17 protein-coding genes, 1 tRNA gene and 2 pseudogenes are annotated in these 21,673 nt (G+C 44.3%); 18 read left to right on the top strand and 2 right to left on the bottom strand.

Annotated features, from left to right (window positions below; translation table 11 throughout):
* Positions 1–48: 48 nt before the first annotated feature.
* From O3651_RS07480 to O3651_RS07415, 14 genes and pseudogenes are all read left to right on the top strand, one after another.
* On the top strand, positions 49–2,454 hold the full coding sequence (locus tag O3651_RS07480; protein ID WP_371610072.1) for a primosomal protein N': 2,406 nt from the start codon (positions 49–51) through the stop codon (positions 2,452–2,454).
* A 99-nt stretch (positions 2,455–2,553) separates the two neighbouring features.
* Positions 2,554–3,492 carry a methionyl-tRNA formyltransferase gene (gene fmt / locus O3651_RS07475; RefSeq protein WP_371610071.1) on the top strand — a complete coding sequence of 313 codons (939 nt, stop codon included), beginning with the start codon at positions 2,554–2,556 and terminating at the stop codon, positions 3,490–3,492.
* Positions 3,482–4,798 carry a 16S rRNA (cytosine(967)-C(5))-methyltransferase RsmB gene (rsmB, locus tag O3651_RS07470; protein ID WP_371610070.1) on the top strand — a complete coding sequence of 439 codons (1,317 nt, stop codon included), beginning with the start codon at positions 3,482–3,484 and terminating at the stop codon, positions 4,796–4,798. Before fmt ends, rsmB begins: the two co-directional genes overlap by 11 nt.
* A gap of 18 nt (positions 4,799–4,816) precedes the next feature.
* Positions 4,817–5,557 (top strand): Stp1/IreP family PP2C-type Ser/Thr phosphatase, encoded by a 741-nt coding sequence (locus O3651_RS07465; protein ID WP_371610069.1) that lies wholly within the window; start codon positions 4,817–4,819, stop codon positions 5,555–5,557.
* Positions 5,554–7,431, top strand: a complete 1,878-nt coding sequence (gene pknB / locus O3651_RS07460; protein ID WP_314828598.1) for a Stk1 family PASTA domain-containing Ser/Thr kinase — start codon at positions 5,554–5,556, stop codon at positions 7,429–7,431. Before O3651_RS07465 ends, pknB begins: the two co-directional genes overlap by 4 nt.
* Positions 7,432–7,577: 146 nt before the next feature.
* Positions 7,578–8,066, top strand: a complete 489-nt coding sequence (gene rimP, locus O3651_RS07455; protein ID WP_037586333.1) for a ribosome maturation factor RimP — start codon at positions 7,578–7,580, stop codon at positions 8,064–8,066.
* A gap of 60 nt (positions 8,067–8,126) precedes the next feature.
* Positions 8,127–9,362, top strand: a complete 1,236-nt coding sequence (nusA, locus tag O3651_RS07450) for a transcription termination factor NusA (protein WP_371610119.1) — start codon at positions 8,127–8,129, stop codon at positions 9,360–9,362.
* A gap of 11 nt (positions 9,363–9,373) precedes the next feature.
* Entirely contained in the window at positions 9,374–9,670 is a 297-nt protein-coding gene (gene rnpM, locus O3651_RS07445; RefSeq protein WP_045498837.1) for an RNase P modulator RnpM, read from the top strand.
* The gene (locus tag O3651_RS07440; protein ID WP_371610068.1) at positions 9,663–9,962 is read left to right on the top strand and encodes a YlxQ-related RNA-binding protein; all 300 of its coding nucleotides are present in this window, start codon (positions 9,663–9,665) and stop codon (positions 9,960–9,962) included. The genes rnpM and O3651_RS07440 overlap by 8 nt, the downstream gene beginning before the upstream one ends.
* Before the next feature lie 16 nt (positions 9,963–9,978).
* Positions 9,979–10,231, top strand: a pseudogene (locus O3651_RS07435) (translation initiation factor IF-2 N-terminal domain-containing protein); the annotation flags it as partial.
* Between the two features lie 74 nt (positions 10,232–10,305).
* Positions 10,306–12,780: pseudogene (infB, locus tag O3651_RS07430) on the top strand (translation initiation factor IF-2); the annotation flags it as partial.
* 327 nt (positions 12,781–13,107) lie between these two features.
* Positions 13,108–13,458 carry a 30S ribosome-binding factor RbfA gene (rbfA, locus tag O3651_RS07425; protein ID WP_005590924.1) on the top strand — a complete coding sequence of 117 codons (351 nt, stop codon included), beginning with the start codon at positions 13,108–13,110 and terminating at the stop codon, positions 13,456–13,458.
* A 131-nt stretch (positions 13,459–13,589) separates the two neighbouring features.
* Positions 13,590–13,675: transfer RNA gene (locus tag O3651_RS07420), tRNA-Leu, on the top strand.
* 182 nt (positions 13,676–13,857) lie between these two features.
* The gene (locus O3651_RS07415) at positions 13,858–14,739 is read left to right on the top strand and encodes a class II fructose-bisphosphate aldolase (protein WP_001018995.1); all 882 of its coding nucleotides are present in this window, start codon (positions 13,858–13,860) and stop codon (positions 14,737–14,739) included.
* Positions 14,740–14,822: 83 nt separating this feature from the next.
* On the opposite strand, the gene O3651_RS07410 is transcribed toward O3651_RS07415, so the two are convergent.
* Positions 14,823–14,975: a hypothetical protein gene (locus O3651_RS07410; RefSeq protein WP_371610118.1), complete on the bottom strand. Its 153-nt coding sequence runs from the start codon at positions 14,973–14,975 to the stop codon at positions 14,823–14,825.
* 234 nt (positions 14,976–15,209) lie between these two features.
* Between O3651_RS07410 and O3651_RS07405 the strand changes: the two genes are divergently transcribed.
* Positions 15,210–15,974 carry a class I SAM-dependent methyltransferase gene (locus O3651_RS07405; protein ID WP_371610067.1) on the top strand — a complete coding sequence of 255 codons (765 nt, stop codon included), beginning with the start codon at positions 15,210–15,212 and terminating at the stop codon, positions 15,972–15,974.
* 164 nt (positions 15,975–16,138) lie between these two features.
* Positions 16,139–16,375: a transposon-encoded TnpW family protein gene (locus O3651_RS07400; RefSeq protein WP_371610066.1), complete on the top strand. Its 237-nt coding sequence runs from the start codon at positions 16,139–16,141 to the stop codon at positions 16,373–16,375.
* A 122-nt stretch (positions 16,376–16,497) separates the two neighbouring features.
* Here O3651_RS07400 and O3651_RS07395 read toward each other — a convergent pair whose 3' ends face one another.
* Complete coding sequence (locus tag O3651_RS07395; RefSeq protein ID WP_371610065.1) at positions 16,498–19,779, bottom strand: LPXTG-anchored zinc carboxypeptidase; 3,282 nt, start codon at positions 19,777–19,779, stop codon at positions 16,498–16,500.
* 243 nt (positions 19,780–20,022) lie between these two features.
* Here O3651_RS07395 and O3651_RS07390 point away from each other — a divergent pair, with 243 nt between their 5' ends.
* Positions 20,023–20,289 (top strand): ACT domain-containing protein, encoded by a 267-nt coding sequence (locus tag O3651_RS07390; protein WP_005590918.1) that lies wholly within the window; start codon positions 20,023–20,025, stop codon positions 20,287–20,289.
* An 11-nt stretch (positions 20,290–20,300) separates the two neighbouring features.
* A complete protein-coding gene (locus O3651_RS07385) occupies positions 20,301–21,638 on the top strand; it encodes a PFL family protein (RefSeq protein ID WP_371610064.1) in 1,338 nt (445 codons plus the stop codon).
* The last annotated feature ends 35 nt before the right edge of the window (positions 21,639–21,673 follow it).

Raw genomic sequence — 21,673 nt, 5'->3', positions numbered from 1 at the left:
CTTATTTTTTTCTATGAATATGGCGTTTAGGGAAAGCGGGGTGAGAGTGTGAAAATTGCCAAGATTATTGTCGATGTTCCTCTGATGCAGACGGACAAACCATACAGCTATGCGGTTCCAGAGGAGTTTTCTGGGATGCTGCAAGCTGGGATGCGGGTGCATGTGCCTTTTGGTAAGGGCGGTCGGTTGATTCAAGGATTGATTGTTGGCTTGGCTGATGAGAAAGCTGAAGATTTGGATGGACAGATTGGAGAATTGAAAGATATTGCAGAAGTTCTGGACTTTAGACCGGTTCTAAATGCCGAGCAGCTCTGGCTAGCTGACCAGTTGCGCCAGTCTGTCTTTTCCTATAAAATTTCCATCCTGAAAGCCATGTTGCCGAGTCTTCTTAATTCCAGCTATGACAAGTTGCTTTATCCAACGGAGCAGCTTTCTTCTGAGGAGCGGCAGGCTATTTTCGGTCAGTCAACCAGTCTTCGTTTTTCTGATTTGGACAAGAAAAGTCAGTCCAAGCTCATGCGGTTGACTCAGGCTGGTAAGATTCGCCTGGAATACCAAGCGATTGACCGTAAGCATATCAAGACAGAAACCTGGTATCAAGTTGATAGAGAGCAATTGGCTCAGTTTCTGCCTTCTGCCCGAGCGAAAAAGCAGCAGGAACTTCAGACTTATCTGCTGGAAAATCCGCAATCAGGTCGCCTCAAAGACTTACGCAAACTCTTTTCGCCTGCAGTAGTCAACATTTTCTTAGAAAAGGAGTTTCTCTTTACAGAGGAACAGGAAGTCAGCCGGTCTGCGGCGCATTTCCAGAAGGAGCGACAGGATAAAAAGCTGGTTCTCAATGAGGAGCAGGCAGTCGCAGTCGCTGCGATTTGTGAAAAAATCGGTAAAGAAAAGGCTCAACCCGTTTTGCTAGAAGGAGTGACGGGGAGCGGCAAAACCGAGGTTTATCTCAAGGTGATTGAGGAGGCTCTAGGTCAAGGAAAGACAGCGATTATGCTAGTGCCGGAAATTTCCCTGACTCCTCAGGTGACTGACCGTTTTATCTCGCGCTTTGGCGACAAGGTGGCTATTTTGCATTCAGGCCTATCTGACGGTGAGAAGTATGATGAATGGCGCAAGGTGGAGCGGGGAGAGGCTCAGGTCGTTGTCGGTGCGCGTTCGGCCATCTTTGCTCCGCTGACACATATCGGAGCCATCATCATTGACGAGGAGCATGAGTCTTCCTACAAGCAGGACTCCAATCCTCGCTACCATGCCAGAGATGTAGCTCTCCTACGAGCTCGCTACAATCAAGCTGTCTTAGTACTGGGTTCGGCGACTCCTAGCTTAGAAAGCAGGGCCAGAGCCAGCCGTGGCGTCTATGACTTTTTGCAGTTGACCAAGCGGGCCAACCCGCTGGCACAGATTCCTCAGGTTCAAGTGGTGGACTTCCGAGATTACATTGGGCAAAATGAAGCTAGTAATTTCACTCCAGTCCTGCTAGAAGCTATTCAGGATCGTCTGGAGAAAGGTGAACAGACGGTTCTTATGCTCAACAGGCGAGGCTATTCCAGCTTTGTCATGTGTCGGGAATGCGGCACGGTGGACACCTGTCCCAACTGTGATATTTCCCTGACCCTGCATATGGCTACCAAGACTATGAACTGCCACTACTGTGGCTTTACCAAGGACATTCCGCAAGCCTGTCCTAATTGTGCCAGTCGCAGCATTCGCTACTATGGTACGGGGACGCAGAAGGCCTATGATGAGCTGACGACTCTCTTTCCAGAGGCTCGCATTCTGCGCATGGATGTGGATACGACCCGTAAAAAAGGGAGTCACGAAGAAATCCTAGAGGCCTTTAGTCAGGGGCAGGCAGACATTCTGCTGGGAACTCAGATGATTGCCAAGGGACTGGATTTTCCTAATGTGACCTTGGTCGGCGTTCTCAATGCGGATACGGCATTGAATCTGCCAGATTTTCGTTCTTCGGAACGGACCTTTCAGCTGCTGACTCAGGTAGCAGGTCGGGCAGGTCGGGCTGAGAAAGCAGGACAAGTCTTTATCCAATCTTACAACCCGCATCACTATGCCATTGACTTTGCCAGAAAGCAGGATTACGAAGGCTTCTATGCTTATGAAATGGGAATTCGACGGCAGTTGGGCTATCCGCCGTATTACTATACAGTTGGGTTGACCCTATCCCACAAGGATGAGGAAACAGTAGTCAAGAAATCTTACCAGGTCATGGATATTTTACGGAGTGGCCTGTCGGACAAGGTGCAAATTTTGGGTCCCACACCCAAACCCATTGCTCGAACCCACAATCTCTACCACTATCAGATTTTACTGAAGTATCGCTTTGAGGATGATCTACAAACTACGCTCAATCGGGTCTTGGAACTAACGCAGCAAGCAGAAAACAAGGACCTGCGGCTCAGTATTGATAATGAACCCCAGAATTTTATCTGATGGCGAAAGTGAGCGAGAGCTATCAGCTTTGCTCGCTTTTTTGATATAATAGAAAGAAAAACAGTCGCAGGGATGGGATTCTGCGACAGATTTGAGGAAATGACAGTGAAATTAATTTTTATGGGAACGCCTGACTTTTCAGCAACGGTCTTAAAAGGCCTGCTGGAAAGGGAACAATATGAGATTTTAGCGGTGGTCACTCAACCAGACCGAGCGGTGGGGCGCAAAAAGGAAATCCGCATGACACCGGTCAAGGAAGTGGCTTTAGCTAACGACTTGCCGGTTTACCAACCAGAAAAGTTGGCTAAAAGCACGGACTTGGAAGAGATTATGAACTTAGGAGCTGACGGCATCGTGACAGCAGCCTTTGGTCAATTTCTGCCTAGCCGTTTGCTGGACAGCGTTAACTTCGCAGTGAATGTCCATGCCTCTCTCTTGCCCAAATACCGTGGCGGAGCGCCCATTCATTATGCTTTGATAAATGGTGATGAAGAAGCTGGTGTGACTATTATGGAGATGGTCAAAGAGATGGATGCTGGGGATATGATTGCCAGTCGAGCAACAGCCATTGAAGAGTCTGATAATGTCGGAACTCTCTTTGAAAAACTAGCTGTGATTGGTCGCGACCTTCTTTTAGAAGTCTTACCAGCCTATGTAGCGGGAGAGATTCAGGCCCAGCCTCAGGATCCAGAGCTGGTGACTTTTTCACCGAATATCAGCCCAGAGCAAGAGCGGATTGATTGGACAAAGACCAGTCGTCAGATTTTCAATCAGGTTCGGGGCATGAATCCTTGGCCGGTGGCCCATACCCTGCTAGCTGGTCAGCGCTTCAAGATTTACGAAGTCAGCCAAGCGGAAGGCAGTGGTCGTCCAGGTGAAATCTTGACGATCAGCAAGAAAGAATTGGTGGTCGCAGCGGGTCAGGGAGCCCTTTCTCTAAAGACGGTGCAGCCATTCGGCAAGCCCAAAATGGATATTAAGGACTTTCTCAACGGTCTGGGTCGGAATTTAGCAGTAGGTGATGAATTTGGAAAGTAAGCAAAAAAGAGCCCGAGAGCTTGCTCTGCAAATTCTGGAAGAAGTCTTTGAAGAGGGAGCTTATTCCAATATCGCCCTCAATAAGGCTCTGAAACAGAGTGCTCTCAGTTCAGCTGATAAAAGTTTGGTTACGGAGCTGGTCTATGGAACGGTCGCACGCAAAATTACTCTGGAATGGCAACTGGCTCATTGGGTGGAAGATAGGGATAAACTAGATAACTGGCTTTATATCCTGCTTGAGCTCAGCCTCTATCAGATGCTCTATCTGGATAAAATCCCCCAGCATGCTGTTGTAAATGAAGCTGTTGAAATTGCCAAAGATCGCAAACGTGGCAGTGAAAAATATGTCAATGCGATCCTGCGGGAGATCGAGCGGGAAGACGCAGCTGATCCGACTACTATCAAACGTAAGAATAAGCGCTACTCAGTTCAGTATTCTCTACCGGTCTGGCTGGTCAAGGTGTTGATTGACGAATACGGGGAAGAACGTGCGGAAGCTATCTTTTCTAGTCTCTTTGAGCGCAACAAGGCCAGCATCCGAGTGACGGATTTGGCTCGAAAGGAAGAAGTTAAAGCGGTTTTGGGTGCGGACGATTCGGTCTTAGCCCCTTCAGCTTTGGTCAAGAAGCAAGGCCATTTTGCTGGTCATGAGTTCTTTGAAAAAGGCTTGATCACTATTCAAGACGAGTCTAGCCAGCTGGTTGCTCCGACTCTACAAATTGAAGGGCATGAGCAGATTTTGGATGCCTGCAGTGCGCCGGGTGGCAAGGCAGTGCACATGGCTTCCTATCTGACAACTGGTCAGATTACAGCCTTGGATCTTTACGACCATAAGCTGGACTTGATTCGCCAAAATGCAGAACGGCTAGGATTAGCAGATAAAATCACGACTAAAAAACTGGATGCGACTAAGGTATTTGAGACTTTTGGTCCAAATGCTTTTGATAAAATCCTAGTGGACGCTCCCTGCTCTGGTATCGGCTTAATTCGCCGCAAACCAGACATTAAGTACAATAAAGAAAACGCTGATTTTGAAAATTTACAAAAAATTCAGCTGGATATACTAGACAGCGTTTGTCAAAGTCTACGTAAAGGTGGTATAATAACTTATAGTACTTGCACGATTGTGTCTGCAGAGAATTTTGATGTAGTCAAGCGATTCTTGGAAAGACACCCAAATTTTGAGCAAGTTAGACTAGAACATGAAAGAGAAGATATCGTGAAAGACGGCTGTATTTTGATTACGCCGGAATTATACGGAAGCGATGGATTTTTTATCAGTCAATTTAGGAAGATATCAGACTAAGAGGAGGAAACTGACAGTATGGAAATTTCAATATTAACAGATGTTGGTCAAAAGCGGACAAATAATCAAGATTATGCCAATCTTTTTGTAAATCGGGCTGGCAAGACTATGATTATCTTGGCTGATGGTATGGGTGGTCACAGAGCTGGTAACATTGCCAGTGAAATGGCTGTAACAGACCTGGGTGCTGCATGGGTTGATACTCAGATTGACTCAGTAAACCAAGTCCGTGAATGGTTTGCAGAGCATTTGGAACAAGAAAATCAGCGCATCCACCAATTTGGTCAGGACGAAGAATACAAGGGCATGGGCACGACGCTAGAGGCCTTGGCCATTATTGGTAATCAAGCCATCTATGCTCATATTGGTGATTCTCGCATTGGCTTGATTCGCGGTGAGGAATACAGCCAATTAACCAGTGACCATTCACTTGTTAATGCTTTGCTCAAGGCTGGACAGATTACACAAGAAGAGGCGGAACGCCATCCGCAGAAGAATATTATCACTCAATCTATCGGTCAAAAAGACGAAGTGCAGCCTGACTATGGCATGGTCACGTTAGAAGATGGTGATTACCTTCTGCTCAACAGTGACGGTCTGACTAATATGATTTCAGACAGCGAAATTTATGATATTGTCACTAGCGATATCAGCCTATCTGAAAAAACTGAAACCTTAATTCGCTTTGCCAACAATGCTGGAGGACTGGACAATATCACAGTTGCTCTGGTTCGTTTTGACAAGGAGGAACAGGAATGATTCAAATCGGTAAGATCTTTGCCGGGCGATATAAAATCATCAAACAGATTGGCCGTGGAGGCATGGCCGATGTCTATCTGGCCCGAGATCTGATACTTGATGGTGAAGAGGTTGCTGTAAAGGTTCTTAGAACCAATTATCAGACGGATCCTATTGCAGTTGCCCGCTTCCAAAGAGAAGCCAAAGCAATGGCGGACTTGGATCATCCTTACATTGTCCGGATTTCCGATATTGGAGAAGAAGATGGTCAGCAATATCTGGCCATGGAATATGTATCTGGGCTTGACCTCAAGCGCTATATCAAAGAAAATTCTCCACTTTCAAACGAAGAAGCAGTTAGAATTATGGGGCAAATCCTACTGGCTATGCGCCTGGCGCATACACGCGGGATTGTCCACCGTGATCTAAAACCACAAAATGTCCTCTTGACACCAGATGGCGATGCTAAGGTAACAGATTTTGGGATTGCCGTGGCTTTCGCTGAGACCAGCCTAACACAGACCAATTCGATGCTGGGGTCGGTGCATTATCTTTCGCCAGAGCAGGCACGGGGTTCCAAAGCCACTGTTCAGAGCGATATTTATGCCATGGGGATTATTTTCTACGAGATGTTGACAGGGCATATCCCTTATGACGGAGATAGTGCTGTGACGATTGCTTTGCAGCATTTCCAAAAGCCCCTGCCTTCAATCATCGCAGAAAATCCGAATGTTCCTCAGGCCTTGGAAAATGTGGTCATTAAGGCAACGGCTAAAAAGCTGAGCGATCGCTATCAGTCCGTTGCGGAGATGTATGTTGACTTGTCTAGCAGCTTATCCTATGACCGTCGAAATGAAAAGAAACTGGTCTTTGATGATGGGGCAAAGGCAGATACTAAAACTTTGCCAAAAGTTCCTCCAATTCCTCAGTCAGCTCCAAGTCCTGTCGCAGAAGCAGTGGCTCCTAAAGCTGCGGCTGATGTGAAGAGAGAGGCCCCTGTTTTAAAAGCTCCAGTCAAAAAGCCGAAAAAACGTCATTTAAGAGCTAGATACAAAGTTATGTTTTTAGCTATTCTCTTAGTTTTTGCAGCCTTCTTCTTTCTGATCTACAAGAGTCCTGCCAATACTACGGTTCCAGATGTAGCAGGACAAACAGTGGCAGAAGCCCGTTCGACCATTACTGCTAAGGGTCTTGAGGTAGGAGAAATCAAGGAGGACTACAGTGATAAAGTGGCGGAAGGTAAGATCATCAAGACAGATCCACCAGCTAATAGTCAACGTCGTGAAAACAGTAAGGTGGATTTGATTGTCTCCAAAGGAGCAAAAACCTTTACGGTAGAAAATTACGTCGGTAAGAAGTCCTCAGAGGCGATTGAAGATCTGAAAAGTACTTATAATATTCCTGAGAAGCTGATCAAGATCGTAGAAGAAGAAAGTTCTGATGCTGAAGAAGGAGTGGTCATCAGCCAAACCCCAGCTGCAGGCTCTTCTTATGATGTGACGTCAAATAAACAGATTACTCTAACCGTTGCTAAAACAGTGACTACTGTTCCAATGCCGGACTTTGGTCATCTCCAAGTTTCGTATGCCTATGCACGGTCCTATCTGATGGAGATGGGAATCGCTTCGTCTCGTATTGAGCGAGTGATTGATCGCTCCGTGGAGTCCAGTCAAGCTGATTTGGTGACATCCCAGTCTCCAGCAGCTGGTCAAGGTATTAAATTGAAATCAAATACCAAGATTACTTTCTACGTGACAGACGGTACGGTAACAAGTTCTTCTAGTACAAGCGAACGTTCATCGTCGTCATCGCCTTCCAGCAGCACTACGAGTGAGAGTGAAAGTCACTCTAGCTCTTCTAGCAGCTCTACAACAGCATCGACGGACCATCAATAAGGCGTCTAGCTACAGTTATCCTATCTAGTCTATTTTAGACTTTGTAGAGAATTAGAAGTATATCCCTTGATTTTCAAGGCAGACTATGCTATAATCATTTTAGTGAATATAAAAGAGAGGCGAGGAAGTATCTTCGCCTCTTGTCTGTGAGGAGGTGCAGTCTTATCGCAACAATTGTTGAATTAGTAAGAGAAGTCATTGAGCCAGCCATCCAAGAACCCTATGAATTAGTAGATATTGAATACGGCAAGATGGGCGGTGACTATGTTCTCAGTGTTTTTGTAGACAAGCCCGAGGGGATTACGGTCAATGATACAGCAGATTTGACCGATATTATCAGTCCTCTGTTGGACTCTATCAAGCCCGATCCTTTTCCTGACCAGTATTTTCTGGAAGTGACTAGCCCAGGCTTGGAGCGTCCGCTGAAGACCAAGGAAGCTGTGGCAGCTGCAGTTGGAAGCTATATCCATGTCAGCCTTTATAAGGCACTGGATAAAAACAAGGTTTTTGAAGGAACTTTGCTTGGATTTGAAGATGATGTCTTGCTCATGGAATATATGGATAAAACACGCAAAAAAGAAGTTGAAATTCCATATAATCTAGTGTCAAAAGCAAGATTGGCCGTTAAATTTTAGTAAAAAATCGTAATATAATGAAGAAAGGAATACTTTTGCTTCAGCAAAAGTTACATGAAGATGAGTAAAGAAATGCTAGAGGCCTTCCGTATTTTGGAAGAGGACAAAGGTATTAAAAAAGAAGATATTATCGAAGCAGTGACAGAATCCCTTCGCTCTGCTTATCGTCGTCGCTACGGTCAGGCAGACAGCGCAGCCATTGAGTTTAATGAAAAAACAGGTGATTTCCATGTCTATACTGTCCGTGAAGTCGTGGACGAGGTCTTTGACAGCCGCTTGGAAATCAGTCTCAAGGACGCCTTGGCTATCAGTTCTGCCTATGAGTTGGGAGATAAGATCAAGTTTGAAGAAGCGCCAGCTGAATTTGGCCGGGTAGCAGCTCAATCTGCCAAGCAGACCATCATGGAAAAGATGCGCAAACAAACTCGTGCCATCACATACAATACCTACAAAGAACATGAAAATGAAATCATGTCAGGAACAGTAGAGCGCTTTGATAATCGCTTTATCTATGTCAATCTGGGAACTATTGAAGCACAATTATCTAAACAAGACCAGATTCCTGGTGAGGTCTTTGCTTCTCATGACCGCATCGAAGTTTTTGTCTACAAGGTAGAAGACAATCCGCGTGGTGTCAATGTTTTCGTTAGCCGTAGCCATCCAGAGATGATCAAGCGCTTGATGGAGCAGGAAATTCCTGAAGTTTACGACGGAACTGTGGAAATCATGAGCGTGTCTCGTGAAGCGGGCGATCGGACCAAGGTAGCGGTTCGCAGCCACAATCCAAACGTGGATGCGATCGGAACCATCGTCGGACGTGGTGGTGCCAATATCAAGAAGATTACCAGCAAATTCCACCCAGCCAAATATGATGCCAAAAGTGGTCGTATGATTCCGACTGAGGAAAATATCGATGTCATCGAGTGGGTTGCTGATCCAGCCGAGTATATCTACAATGCCATTGCTCCAGCTGAGGTCGATCAAGTTATCTTCCATGCAGAAGACAACAAGCGAGCTTTGGTTGTTGTGCCAGATAATAAACTTTCTCTGGCTATCGGCCGTCGTGGTCAAAACGTTCGCTTGGCAGCTCATTTGACTGGCTTTAGAATTGATATCAAGTCAGCTAGCGAATTTGAAGCAATGGAAGCAGCCAACGAGCTTGGTGGATTTGGCCAAGATTACGTACCAGCCGAAGTAGATGCTCCTTCAGCAGAATTTGAAGTGGAAGAGCTGAATGATACAGAAGTGGCAACTGAAATCGAACTCGAAGAAAGTGAAGCAGTAGCCGCAGAATAAGGGAGGCAGATATGGCAAAAACAAGAAAAATCCCTTTAAGAAAATCAGTTGTGTCAAATGAAGTGATTGACAAGCGTGATCTGTTGCGCATCGTCAAGAATAAAGAAGGTCAGGTCTTCATTGATCCGACAGGCAAGGCCAATGGGCGGGGTGCTTATATCAAGCTAGATAATGAAGAAGCTCAGCAGGCCAAGAAAAAACGGGTCTTTAATCGTAGTTTCAGTATGGAAGTAGAAGAAAGTTTCTACGACGAGCTGATTGCCTATGTCGATCACAAAGTCAAGAGAAGAGAGTTGGGTCTTGAATAAAGAAAAACTAGCAAACTTGCTGGGTTTGGCCCAGCGGGCTGGCCGCGTCATTTCAGGAGAAGAATTGGTCATCAAAGCCATCCAAGAAGGCAAGGCTCATCTGATCTTTCTAGCTGAAGATGCAGGACCAAATCTGACGAAAAAGATTACTGATAAAAGCCATTATTACAAGATAGAAGTGTCAACCGTGTTTTCAACACTGGAATTAAGCACTGCGATTGGCAAAGCTCGTAAAGTAGCTGTCGTCACAGATGCTGGTTTTACAAAGAAAATGAGGTCTCTTATGCAATAGAAGAGGAGGACAAGAATTGTCTAGAATTAGATTGTACGAAATCGCAAAAGAACTGGGGAAGGAAAGTAAAGAGGTAGTAGCTCGGGCCAAGGAATTAGGCCTAGAAGTTAAAAGCCACTCGTCCAGCGTAGAAGAAGAAGCAGGTCAGCGTATCAAGGCTAGCTTCGCAGCTAAAGAATTCGCTAAGCCCCTTCCAGAGAAAGAAGCGGATGTCCAGCCCGCACCCAAAAAAGTAGCTGAAAAACCAGTTGCTCCAGTTCAAAAGGAAGCGGCTCCGGCTAAAAAAGAAGAGCCAAAAGTTGCCGAAGCAGTGACAACTGAAGCTCTAGCTAAACCGGCTCCAGCGCGACCACAAAGTCGAAATTTTAAGGCAGAGCGTGAAGCGCGTGCCAAGGAACAAGCAGAGCGACGTAAGCAGCAACAAAATCGGAAACCACAAAATTCTGACCAGAAGGAAAGTAATGAGCGTGATCGTCATGACCGCAAGGCCAACAACGATCGCCAAGAGCGCCGCAATGACCGTCGTGATAATCGTGGTCAAGATGGCCGTCGGAATGGTCAGAATCATCAAGGATTTAACGGTCAGAACCGTCAACAGTCTCAAGGGCCGAAAATTGACTTTAAGGCTCGGGCAGCAGCTCTGAAAGCAGAGCAAAATGCGGAGTATGCACGTTCTAGTGAGGAGCGTTTCAAGCAGGCTCAAGCAGCTAAAGAAGCACAGGAACGCCAGAATAGACGAAAAGAGCCAGTCCAAGCAGAGCCAACAACTGCTGAAGTATTTAAAGCTGCTCCAGCTGAAACAGTCCAACCGGCTGCTCCTGCACCAGCACAAGCTACGGTAGATACTCGTCGTAAAAAGCAAGCTCGACCAGATAAGAAGCGCGATGATTTTGATCGCGAAGAAGAAGGTCCAAGAAAACAACAAAAGAATCGAAATAGTCAAAATCAAGTGAGAAATCAAAGAAACAGTAACTGGAATAACAATAAGAAAAATAAAAAAGGAAAAGGTAACCAGAATCAGGTTCCAAAACCTGTTACAGAACGCAAGTTCCATGAGTTGCCAAGCGAATTCGAATACACAGATGGCATGACCGTTGCGGAAATTGCAAAACGGATCAAGCGCGAGCCAGCTGAAATCGTTAAGAAGCTCTTTATGATGGGCGTGATGGCAACACAAAACCAATCTCTTGACGGTGATACTATTGAGCTCCTCATGGTGGATTACGGTATCGAAGCTAAGAAGAAGGTAGAAGTGGATACAGCTGATATTGAGCGCTTCTTTGTCGAAGAAGGCTATATCAATCCAGATGAATTAGTGGAACGTCCGCCAGTTGTCACTATCATGGGACACGTTGACCATGGTAAAACAACCCTCTTGGATACTCTACGTAACTCTCGCGTTGCGACAGGTGAAGCGGGTGGTATCACTCAGCATATCGGTGCCTACCAGATTGAGGAAAATGGCAAGAAGATTACTTTCTTGGATACGCCTGGACACGCTGCCTTTACTTCGATGCGTGCGCGTGGTGCTTCTGTTACCGATATTACCATCTTGGTCGTAGCAGCTGATGACGGTGTTATGCCTCAAACTATTGAAGCGATCAACCACTCTAAAGCCGCTAATGTGCCAATTATTGTGGCCATCAACAAGATCGATAAGCCAGGTGCCAATCCTGAGCGCGTAATTGGTGAATTGGCTGAGCATGGTGTTATGTCAACTGCTTGGGGTGGAGATTCTGAGTTTGTTGAAATCTCAGCTAAGTTCAACCAAAACATCGATGAACTTTTGGAAACAGTTCTGCTTGTAGCAGAAATTCAAGAACTCAAGGCAGATCCAACTGTTCGCGCTATCGGTACAGTTATCGAAGCCCGTTTGGATAAAGGAAAAGGTGCAGTTGCAACCCTTCTTGTCCAACAAGGTACGCTGAATGTTCAAGATCCAATCGTTGTCGGAAATACCTTCGGACGCGTTCGGGCTATGACCAATGACTTAGGTCGTCGTGTCAAAGTGGCAGGTCCATCTACGCCGGTTTCTATCACTGGTCTAAATGAAACTCCGATGGCAGGTGACCACTTTGCCGTCTATGAAGATGAAAAAGCTGCGCGTGCAGCCGGTGAAGAACGTGCTAAACGTGCCCTTCTCAAGCAACGTCAAGCTACTCATCGTGTCAGTCTGGAAAATCTCTTTGATACCCTCAAAGCTGGTGAAGTTAAGTCTGTTAACGTCATTATTAAAGCCGACGTACAAGGTTCTGTAGAAGCCTTGGCTGCTTCCTTGCAGAAGATTGAAGTGGAAGGCGTTAAGATTACCATTGTCCACTCAGCGGTTGGTGCTATCAATGAGTCTGACGTAACTTTGGCAGAAGCTTCAAATGCCTTTATCATTGGATTTAACGTTCGTCCTACACCACAAGCTCGCCAGCAAGCAGAAGCTGATGATGTAGAAATCCGTCTTCACAGCATTATCTATAAGGTTATCGAAGAAATGGAAGATGCCATGAAAGGAATGCTGGACCCAGAATACCAAGAAAAAATCATCGGGGAAGCCCTTATCCGCGAAACTTTCAAAGTTTCCAAGGTTGGTACTATCGGTGGATTTATGGTTATCAATGGTAAAGTTACCCGTGATTCCAAGGTCCGTGTCATCCGTGATGGCGTCGTAATTTATGATGGTCAGTTGGCTAGCTTGAAGCATTTTAAGGATGATGTGAAAGAAGTTACTAACGGCCGCGAAGGTGGTCTCATGATTGATGGCTATAACGATATCCAAGTGGATGATACGATTGAAGCCTACATCATGGAAGAAATTAAGAAATAAGAGAAATACGTCGAAAACTCTCAGTGAAAAGCATATTGGGTGAAAGTCGATACTTCTATCCCAAGCACCTTTTCACAAAGAGTTTAGAGCGAATTTCATTCAACCAAAATTAAAAATATGAGAGTGGGACAGAAATCGGTAATTCGTTAGAATTCGATTTCGTCGTCCCACCTCCGCACAGTTGAGTAGGGCTGTAAAAGCTGATGAAATCAGCGTAGTAGAGGCCACTCAACCACTGCGTCTTGCTCGACAATCCAAAGACAATTGAGAGGCTAGGACTTTTGTCCCAGCCTCATATTGCAGAAGAAAAATTAGAAAGGAAATCCTATGGCAAATCATTTTCGTACCGACCGTGTAGGAATGGAAATCAAGCGTGAAGTCAATGAGATTTTGCAAAAGAAAGTCCGTGATCCACGTGTCCAAGGTGTGACCATTACCGATGTCCAAATGCTGGGCGATCTGTCTATGGCCAAGGTCTACTATAGCATCATGAGTGACTTGGCTTCAGATAATCAAAAGGCACAGCTGGGCTTGGAAAAGGCAACCGGCACCATTAAGCGTGAACTGGGCCGAAACCTCAAGATGTATAAGATTCCAGATTTGACCTTCGTCAAAGATGAGTCTATTGAGTACGGTAATAAGATTGATCAAATGTTACGTAATTTAGAAAAACATTAATGAAAAGAGTGAGATGGGGCAGTGTTTACGAGCCCTGTCTCATTTTTATTTTTGAAAATACTTTTTAAAAGTTTTGAAAAAAGGTGTTGACAAGTGGAGATTATCCTGTTATACTAGTAAAGTACTCAATCGCGGGGATGGCGGAATTGGCAGACGCGCAGGACTAAGGATCCTGTGACCGCTTTAGGTCGTGAGGGTTCAAGTCCCTCTCTCCGCATAGGATTAGCTGACTTCGGTCAGTTTTTTTGTTTTCTCAAAGGAGCTGAAGATGTCTGAATTCAAAAATTACTTGGGAATTACTTAAAATTTCAGGAAAAACTAGCAATTTTAATGAAAAAGTGATAAAATAAACAATGTAAGTGGTTCATTCCACAAAAAATAAGAGGAGGCCTATTACAAATGGCAATCGTTTCAGCAGAAAAATTTGTCCAAGCAGCTCGTGACAATGGTTATGCAGTTGGTGGATTTAACACAAATAACCTTGAGTGGACTCAAGCTATCTTGCGCGCAGCAGAAGCTAAAAAAGCACCAGTTTTGATCCAAACTTCAATGGGTGCTGCCAAATATATGGGTGGTTACAAAGTTGCTCGCAACTTGATCGCTAACCTTGTTGAATCAATGGGTATCACTGTACCAGTAGCGATCCACCTTGACCACGGTCACTACGAAGATGCACTTGAGTGTATCGAAGTTGGTTACACTTCAATCATGTTTGACGGTTCACACCTTCCAGTTGAAGAAAACCTTAAATTGGCTAAAGACGTTGTTGAAAAAGCACACGCTAAAGGTATCTCAGTAGAAGCTGAAGTTGGTACTATCGGTGGTGAAGAAGACGGTATCATCGGTAAAGGTGAATTGGCTCCAATCGAAGACGCTAAAGCAATGGTTGCAACTGGTATTGACTTCTTGGCAGCTGGTATCGGTAACATCCACGGTCCTTACCCTGCAAACTGGGAAGGTCTTGACCTTGACCACTTGAAGAAATTGACAGAAGCTCTTCCAGGTTTCCCAATCGTATTGCACGGTGGATCAGGTATTCCTGATGACCAAATCCAAGCAGCTATCAAACTTGGTGTTGCGAAAGTTAACGTTAACACTGAATGCCAAATCGCATTCGCTAACGCAACTCGTAAATTTGCTCGTGACTATGAAGCAAACGAAGCAGAATACGACAAGAAGAAACTCTTCGACCCACGTAAATTCTTGGCTGACGGTGTCAAAGCTATCCAAGCATCAGTTGAAGAACGTATCGACGTATTCGGTTCAGAAGGTAAAGCATAAGAAGCTTGTAAAAGCTTGATATAACGGGGTTTATCCAATTTGGATAAACCTTTTTTCTTTGTTTTGCCACAAATTTGCTACACTTATTTAGTTAACGAATCTAATACAGGAATAATGAGATCTTTTATTTTTTGTGTAAGGTGCAAATAGATATCTGTGACACGACTTCCTCGTGTATGTCCAACACGATCTTGAATTGCTTCGAGTGGAATTCCTTGCTCAGCTAAAAAGCTGATATGTGTGTGACGAAAAATGTGAGTTGAAATAGAATCGTCATTAGTACGAGAGTTTGAGCGCCGACGTTTAACGTTTGAATTAGAATGACAGGAATAGCTAGTACAATAGCTTCAAATATTTTAAAGATGAGATAAAAAATAGAAATTGAACATATGGTATAATAAAATGAAATCAAGTGATGGCGATATATCCAACTTAAATCGAAATAGTATAAATTACGAGGAGATTATAAGATGAACGATTATATAAAATTAAATAAAGATAGATGGAATAATGTAAAAAATAACTATACTGAGCCATTGACACATGAAGAATTAGAAGAAGCCAGAAATAATCCAATTTCTGTTGCCTTAACTGTTGGGAAAAAAGTTCCGAAAGAATGGTTTGAAAAAGCCAACGGAAAAAAGATATTAGGGTTAGCTTGTGGTGGTGGACAGCAGGGACCAGTTTTCGCTGCAAAAGGTTATGATGTAACTATAATGGATTTTTCTAAATCACAATTACAAAGAGATGAGTTGGTTGCTAAAAGAGAAGGCTTAAAAATCAACACAGTTCAAGGCGATATGACAAAATCATTTCCATTTGAAAATGAAACCTTTGATATTATTTTTAATCCAGTTTCAAATGTATATATAGAAGATTTAGAAAACATGTACAAAGAAGCCTCTCGAGTATTGAAAAAGGGTGGACTGTTAATGGTCGGATTTATGAACCCTTGGATATACATGTATGATGCTGACACTGTATGGGACAAGCCCGATGAGGAATTACTATTAAAGTTTTCACTACCTTTTAATTCAAAAGAGCTTGAAGAGGAAGGCAAGATCACCATAAATCCAGAATATGGATATGAATTTAGCCATACCTTAGAAACTCAGATTAGAGGACAACTTAAAAATGGTCTTGCTATGATCGATTTTTATGAATCGTGTGACAAAAGACATCGATTATCACGTTATGGAAATGACTATATAGCTACACTATGCATTAAACTATAATGTTATAGAACATACTTTAGGAGAATAGCCCGTTTTATTTTCCGTAAGGGTTAAAATCTATGTCGTAGTAAAATAATCAAATAAAATTAGAGAGAGGAAGTAAAAGCAAATAGCCGCTACTTCCTTTTTTGTTGTCAAACATTCAAAAACGAAAAGGAGAATTTATGGAAGAACTGAAGAACACAGATAAACAAGGCCTTAGCACAAAGAGAAAGATTGAAAAGACCACCTATGAGGTTGTTGACCATTTCAATGAAAATACAACTGAAATAATGCAAGATAAACTTACAAGAATAATGCTGAGGGAGCTTAGGAGAAAATTGGATGAAAAAAAGATGATTTTGATTAAAAAGTCCTTGACAAGTAGCAACAGGAAAAACAGCGAAGTCTATGTCAGCTGAATACTACAAGATGGTAAGTCACGAAAAAAATCGCATGGATGAAACTGAAATGATTTGTCCATGCGATTTTTATATTTAAGGAGCTATCGTGAACAAAGCTCTATCTAGCAGAATAGAAATGTTTACGCTTCTTTCTTTTTAAGTAAGAAGAGACCACCGCTTGTAGCCAGAAGAATCGTTGCAACTGTAAAGAGAGCAGAGTTTTCCTTGCTTCCTGTTTGTGGGAGCTGGGCCTGCTGAGTATTTGTTACTTTTTGAGCTGTAGTGATAGACTGTGTTTCGCTTGTTTTCTGAGCAAGGCTTTCTAATTGCTCTTCTTTCGCTTTTGGAGCTGTCGGTTTGTCGGCTGGTTTGCCTGCTTGTTTTGGCTGAGGTTTTTGGTTCAAAATTTCAACAATTTCGACACTTGGTTTATGAGTGACAGGCATATCTTTCAGCTCAGCCAATTGATCGCCAAAGACAGCGTTCGATACCCAACGGTAGAAGTGAATGGTATGCAGACGATTGGTTGGATTTCCAGCATATACGAAGAGTGGATGTTCCTTGTAATTACCAGAAATAGCAACGATTTTATTGGCTAATTTTTCGTTGCCTGGCCACCAGCCTGCAATGTAGTAGTCACTGTCTGCAATAGTCGCCAAAGTCTTGAAGTTGGCAGGAGCTTTTGCGATCCAGTTTCCAGAGTTAGAATAGAAGAGATCATTCTTCTTATAGCCGCTAGTCAATGGATCTTTATCGTCTATAATAGCCTTCATCAGACCTTCAAAATCGCTGCCGCCAGAGAATCTTTCCGCATCAAATCCATCTAGAACACCAAGCTTCTCAAGGCGTTGCATAGCAGAGCCCCCCACTACAATGGTTGGTTTGCGACCAAGAATAGACTTGTCAAATTTGTTGCTTTCAAGGACGATGACATCAGCTTCATCAGGCGTATCGACAATATCAAAGCCTAGATTTTTCAGTGCCAGAGCGGTATGAGTAGGTGAGTCCACTCCTGCCCAGTAGAATTGATGAGGGGGTGCATAGACCTTCAGTGCTTTTAAGCTTGGCCCTTCCGGAACCTTATACAAGGCATCTCCATAAATAGCATAATCACCTAAAAGATTTGCAAAGGTTGATGTATCAACGATATAGCCATCTTCTGTCAGATAGGCCTTCTTACCTTGGCGAATAGCTTGGTTGACAGCTTTGACTGCGCTGTCAGATGTATTAGCGATGACATAGTAAGGTGCTGAGTAGTTGATATCGCGCGTCCGAGTAGCACGGAGAGCAGTGACTTCGCCGAGTTTGCCATCAAAGAGTTTATCTTTAAAGATAGGTTCAGCTTTAAAGCCTCTCATATCTGGGAAGTTTACCAAAAGTTCAGCATACATGGCAGCCCAAGCAGATTCGTTTGAACCTTTATAGAGGATATGGTTGGCATAGCCACGCTTAGCTTGAGCCATATCGACAATTAGGTCGCCCTTCTTATAGTTGCCAACATCTTCCTTCAATTCTTGAATGACAACACCATTTCTCTTGAAGTATTCAATCATATTAAAGGCTTGTTGGGAATCATTGTCTTTGTCGAGCCCCATAGGGATGACATAATAGTCAGGGAAGAATTTTTTCTGACCATTTTTTACCCGTCCAACAACCTTGCCGTCAGGTCCGACCAATTCATTTTCAGCTTTTGGCTCTTCAACCTTGTTGATGCCACGGAGATAGAAGTTGAGGCGCATTTCCATGAGCTTGTCAGGATCTTGGGACAGGTAAGAGATACCTCCAAGGACAGCGTGATAGCCAGCCTTATAGGATTCCTGATTGCCCTCAGGGATTTCAATGGTATGTCCTAATATGCCGTGGTACATGGCATAGACACCAGTGTAGCCTGAGAAGGAGTCATCCCAGCCATCGCCCCAGTCTAGTTTAGGGATGATATAGCTGCCATACTTAGAGTTAGCGACGCCGGCACGTCCCATGTGGTGGGCATTTTCCAGCATATTTTTTGACAGAAGGTCGTATTCAAAGTTTGGATCATGCGGCGGTGTCGCTGGCTCGATCAAGAATTCTTTAACGAATCCATGAATGTCATAAAGTGCAATTGGATTCCATTTGTTAATGAGTCCAGCTACAGTACGGGTTTCTGGGTTAGCCTGATAGCTAGTGTCGCGGTTTGGATCGATTCCGTTGGCAAGAGTACGCGTATTGGCAACATCTCCGTCAGGATTTTCAGTAAAGTCAAAGAGGAAAATAAATTTCTTGAGGAGTTCTTTGACATTGAGGGTGATATTTTTAGCAGCACCGTTGGCATCAGTTGTTTGGAAGGAAATTTGCTCCTTGGTCGCAAAAGTATTGAAGAGCCCAGTGATGATGTCGATGGCTGGCTGTTCGTCAGCATGGGTGTTATTGATAAGGACTGGAAGTTTATAGTCCAGCGTACCATTTTTCAGAGCAGCTAACATTTCAGCTGGTTTGATCAAGGCCTGCGGATTAGTTGTGCTGAGATAGTCGTCAATGCTCTTTTGGTCGGAGCTGATGATACCCAACTTGATATCGCGACCCTGAGCACTCTTTCCGATGTTCTCAATCTGTACCAAGCGATCCGTTTTAGCATCTTGGAGACTCTTTTCAATAGCTGCCAGCATTTCATCGTGGGTATGGAAATCTTCGTAGGGACGAAGGACAATATTCTTGCGAATAGTCAGGCCAAGATCTTCGCTGGTTCCGACTAATTCATGAGTTCCCATAAAGTTGCGGTAGGTTCTACGGATATTGTTTGGTGTCCGCAGGCTTAAGTCTTGCCCAAATAATTCATTAAATTTTAGGGAAACTTTTAGGTCGTTTCTATCAGCTTTTTCTTCGACAGTGACAAATGGATCACCTGTGAAGCTTCCATCATCCATTTTCCAAGTTTTCCACTCGCTAATCGGCTTGTTATCCAGTGTCCAAGTGATTTTACCAGCTTGAGCTCCTTGCTCTTGAATAGTTTCTTCAATACTAGCTTTTTCGGACATGTAAACCTTACTGTCGGCAAGCTGAACCTTGTTTTCTTGGGAGCTAGCTGCGCGGACTTCTGTTTTAGTCGCATTGTCCAGTTTTTGGCTAGCATCAGCTACTTTTTCCTCTGGGGCTGTGGTAGGAAGACTTGGAGCCTTGCTGTCGGCTTTGTCAGAAGTAGCTTCAGATGGGCTGCTTTTTTCTAGTGGTTCAGCTTGCGGAGTAGTCGAAGGTTCTTCAGCCTTCTCTGTACTTGCAGGTGTAGGCTGCTCCACTAGAGAACCGATTTTGCTGCTGTCTTGCGGAGGTTCAGCAGGATTAAGCGTATCAGCTGCCGCATTTCCTTGAGCTAAAACGGCCAATAGAACCGCAGCGGATAGGCTGAGGGCTTGTGTATATAAGCGTTTCTTATAAGAATTTTTCATAAGAAACCTCCTTTTTAATGTGTTCTTAAATTTAGTATAACAAAGTTTGAAATCGTTTACAAACAAAAACATAGATAAAAAATAAACTTCTAACGAAAGGATGAGATATGTGTAATTTCTGAAGAGTATTTGAGTCTGATATTTAAACAGCACGCAATATTCGCAGTTTGGATTTTTGCAATTTCATGCAAAAAACAGGCATTTATGCTACAATATTAGCAATAAAGATGATTGGAGCAAACGATGAAAGCGATTATTACGGTTGTTGGAAAAGATAAGGCAGGGATTGTGGCTGGTGTAGCTAGTAAAATTGCCGAGCTAGGGCTCAATATTGACGATATTTCACAAACTGTTTTGGATGAATTTTTTACCATGATGGCTGTTGTTTCTAGCGACGAAAAGCAGGATTTTGCAGCGCTTCGTAGTGAATTTGAGGCCTTCGGTCAGACCCTCAATGTCAAAATAAATATTCAAAGCGCAGCGATTTTTGACGCTATGTACAATATCTAAGGAGAGGGCACATGGATATTAGACAAGTTACAGAAACCATTGCCATGATTGAGGAGCAGAATTTTGATATTCGGACCATCACCATGGGCATTTCTCTCTTAGACTGCATTGACTCGGACATTGATCGGGCTGCTGAGAAGATTTACCAAAAAATCACGACCAAGGCTAAAAATTTGGTGGCAGTTGGGGACGAAATTGCTGCAGAGCTCGGGATTCCTATCGTTAACAAGCGCGTCTCCGTGACTCCGATTTCTCTAATTGGGGCAGCTACCGATGCTACGGATTATCTGCCTCTGGCTCATGCTCTGGATCGGGCAGCAAAAGAAATCGGTGTGGACTTTATCGGTGGTTTCTCTGCTTTGGTCCAAAAGGGTTATCAAAAAGGAGACGAAATCCTCATTAATTCCATTCCGCGCGCTTTGGCTGAGACGGACAAGGTCTGCTCCTCTGTCAATGTCGGCTCAACCAAGACTGGCATCAATATGACGGCAGTTGCGGATATGGGGCGGATTATTAAGGAAACGGCCCAACTTTCTGACATGGGGGCGGCCAAGTTGGTCGTCTTTGCCAATGCGGTAGAGGACAATCCTTTCATGGCGGGCGCTTTTCATGGTGTCGGTGAAGCGGATGTGGTCATCAATGTCGGTGTTTCTGGGCCTGGTGTTGTCAAACGAGCTTTGGAAAAGGTCCGTGGTGAGAGCTTTGACGTGGTCGCGGAAACAGTCAAGAAAACAGCCTTCAAAATCACCCGTATCGGTCAGTTGGTCGGCCAGATGGCCAGCGAGCGTCTGGGCGTCAAGTTCGGGATTGTTGACTTGAGTTTGGCTCCAACGCCCGCGGTCGGGGACTCAGTGGCCCGTGTCTTGGAAGAAATGGGCTTGGAAACAGTCGGTACTCATGGCACAACAGCGGCGCTTGCCCTGCTCAATGATCAAGTTAAAAAAGGCGGTGTTATGGCCTGCAATCAGGTTGGCGGACTGTCTGGTGCTTTCATTCCTGTTTCTGAAGATGAGGGCATGATTGCGGCTGTGCAAAATGGATCGCTCAATCTAGAAAAGTTAGAAGCTATGACAGCTATCTGCTCGGTAGGCTTGGATATGATTGCCATTCCAGAGGAAACGCCAGCTGAGACCATCGCAGCCATGATTGCGGATGAAGCGGCGATTGGCGTTATCAATCAAAAGACGACTGCTGTGCGGATTATTCCGAAAGGCAAGGAAGGCGATATGATTGAATTTGGTGGACTCTTGGGAACAGCGCCAGTTATGAAGGTCAATCAGGCTTCGTCAGTTGCCTTTATCGCACGTGGCGGTCAGATTCCTGCGCCGATTCACAGTTTTAAAAACTAAGTATATAGGGGTCTGGGACAAAAGTCCTAGCCTCT

The organism is Streptococcus sp. 27098_8_73 (assembly GCF_041432495.1).
Lineage (GTDB): Bacteria > Bacillota > Bacilli > Lactobacillales > Streptococcaceae > Streptococcus.
This window is presented reverse-complemented; position numbering and strand designations above follow the sequence as displayed.

What these genes read in the sequence shown, in the direction of transcription:
- rbfA (WP_005590924.1), top strand. Translation starts at nt 13,108, where the DNA reads ATGGCAAATCATTTTCGTACCGACCGTGTAGGAATGGAAATCAAGCGT.
- rnpM (WP_045498837.1), top strand. Translation starts at nt 9,374, where the DNA reads ATGGCAAAAACAAGAAAAATCCCTTTAAGAAAATCAGTTGTGTCAAAT.
- pknB (WP_314828598.1), top strand. Translation starts at nt 5,554, where the DNA reads ATGATTCAAATCGGTAAGATCTTTGCCGGGCGATATAAAATCATCAAA.
- O3651_RS07400 (WP_371610066.1), top strand. Translation starts at nt 16,139, where the DNA reads ATGGAAGAACTGAAGAACACAGATAAACAAGGCCTTAGCACAAAGAGA.
- O3651_RS07385 (WP_371610064.1), top strand. Translation starts at nt 20,301, where the DNA reads ATGGATATTAGACAAGTTACAGAAACCATTGCCATGATTGAGGAGCAG.
- O3651_RS07405 (WP_371610067.1), top strand. Translation starts at nt 15,210, where the DNA reads ATGAACGATTATATAAAATTAAATAAAGATAGATGGAATAATGTAAAA.
- O3651_RS07415 (WP_001018995.1), top strand. Translation starts at nt 13,858, where the DNA reads ATGGCAATCGTTTCAGCAGAAAAATTTGTCCAAGCAGCTCGTGACAAT.
- O3651_RS07465 (WP_371610069.1), top strand. Translation starts at nt 4,817, where the DNA reads ATGGAAATTTCAATATTAACAGATGTTGGTCAAAAGCGGACAAATAAT.
- nusA (WP_371610119.1), top strand. Translation starts at nt 8,127, where the DNA reads ATGAGTAAAGAAATGCTAGAGGCCTTCCGTATTTTGGAAGAGGACAAA.
- O3651_RS07390 (WP_005590918.1), top strand. Translation starts at nt 20,023, where the DNA reads ATGAAAGCGATTATTACGGTTGTTGGAAAAGATAAGGCAGGGATTGTG.
- O3651_RS07395 (WP_371610065.1), bottom strand. Translation starts at nt 19,779, where the DNA reads ATGAAAAATTCTTATAAGAAACGCTTATATACACAAGCCCTCAGCCTA.
- fmt (WP_371610071.1), top strand. Translation starts at nt 2,554, where the DNA reads ATGACAGTGAAATTAATTTTTATGGGAACGCCTGACTTTTCAGCAACG.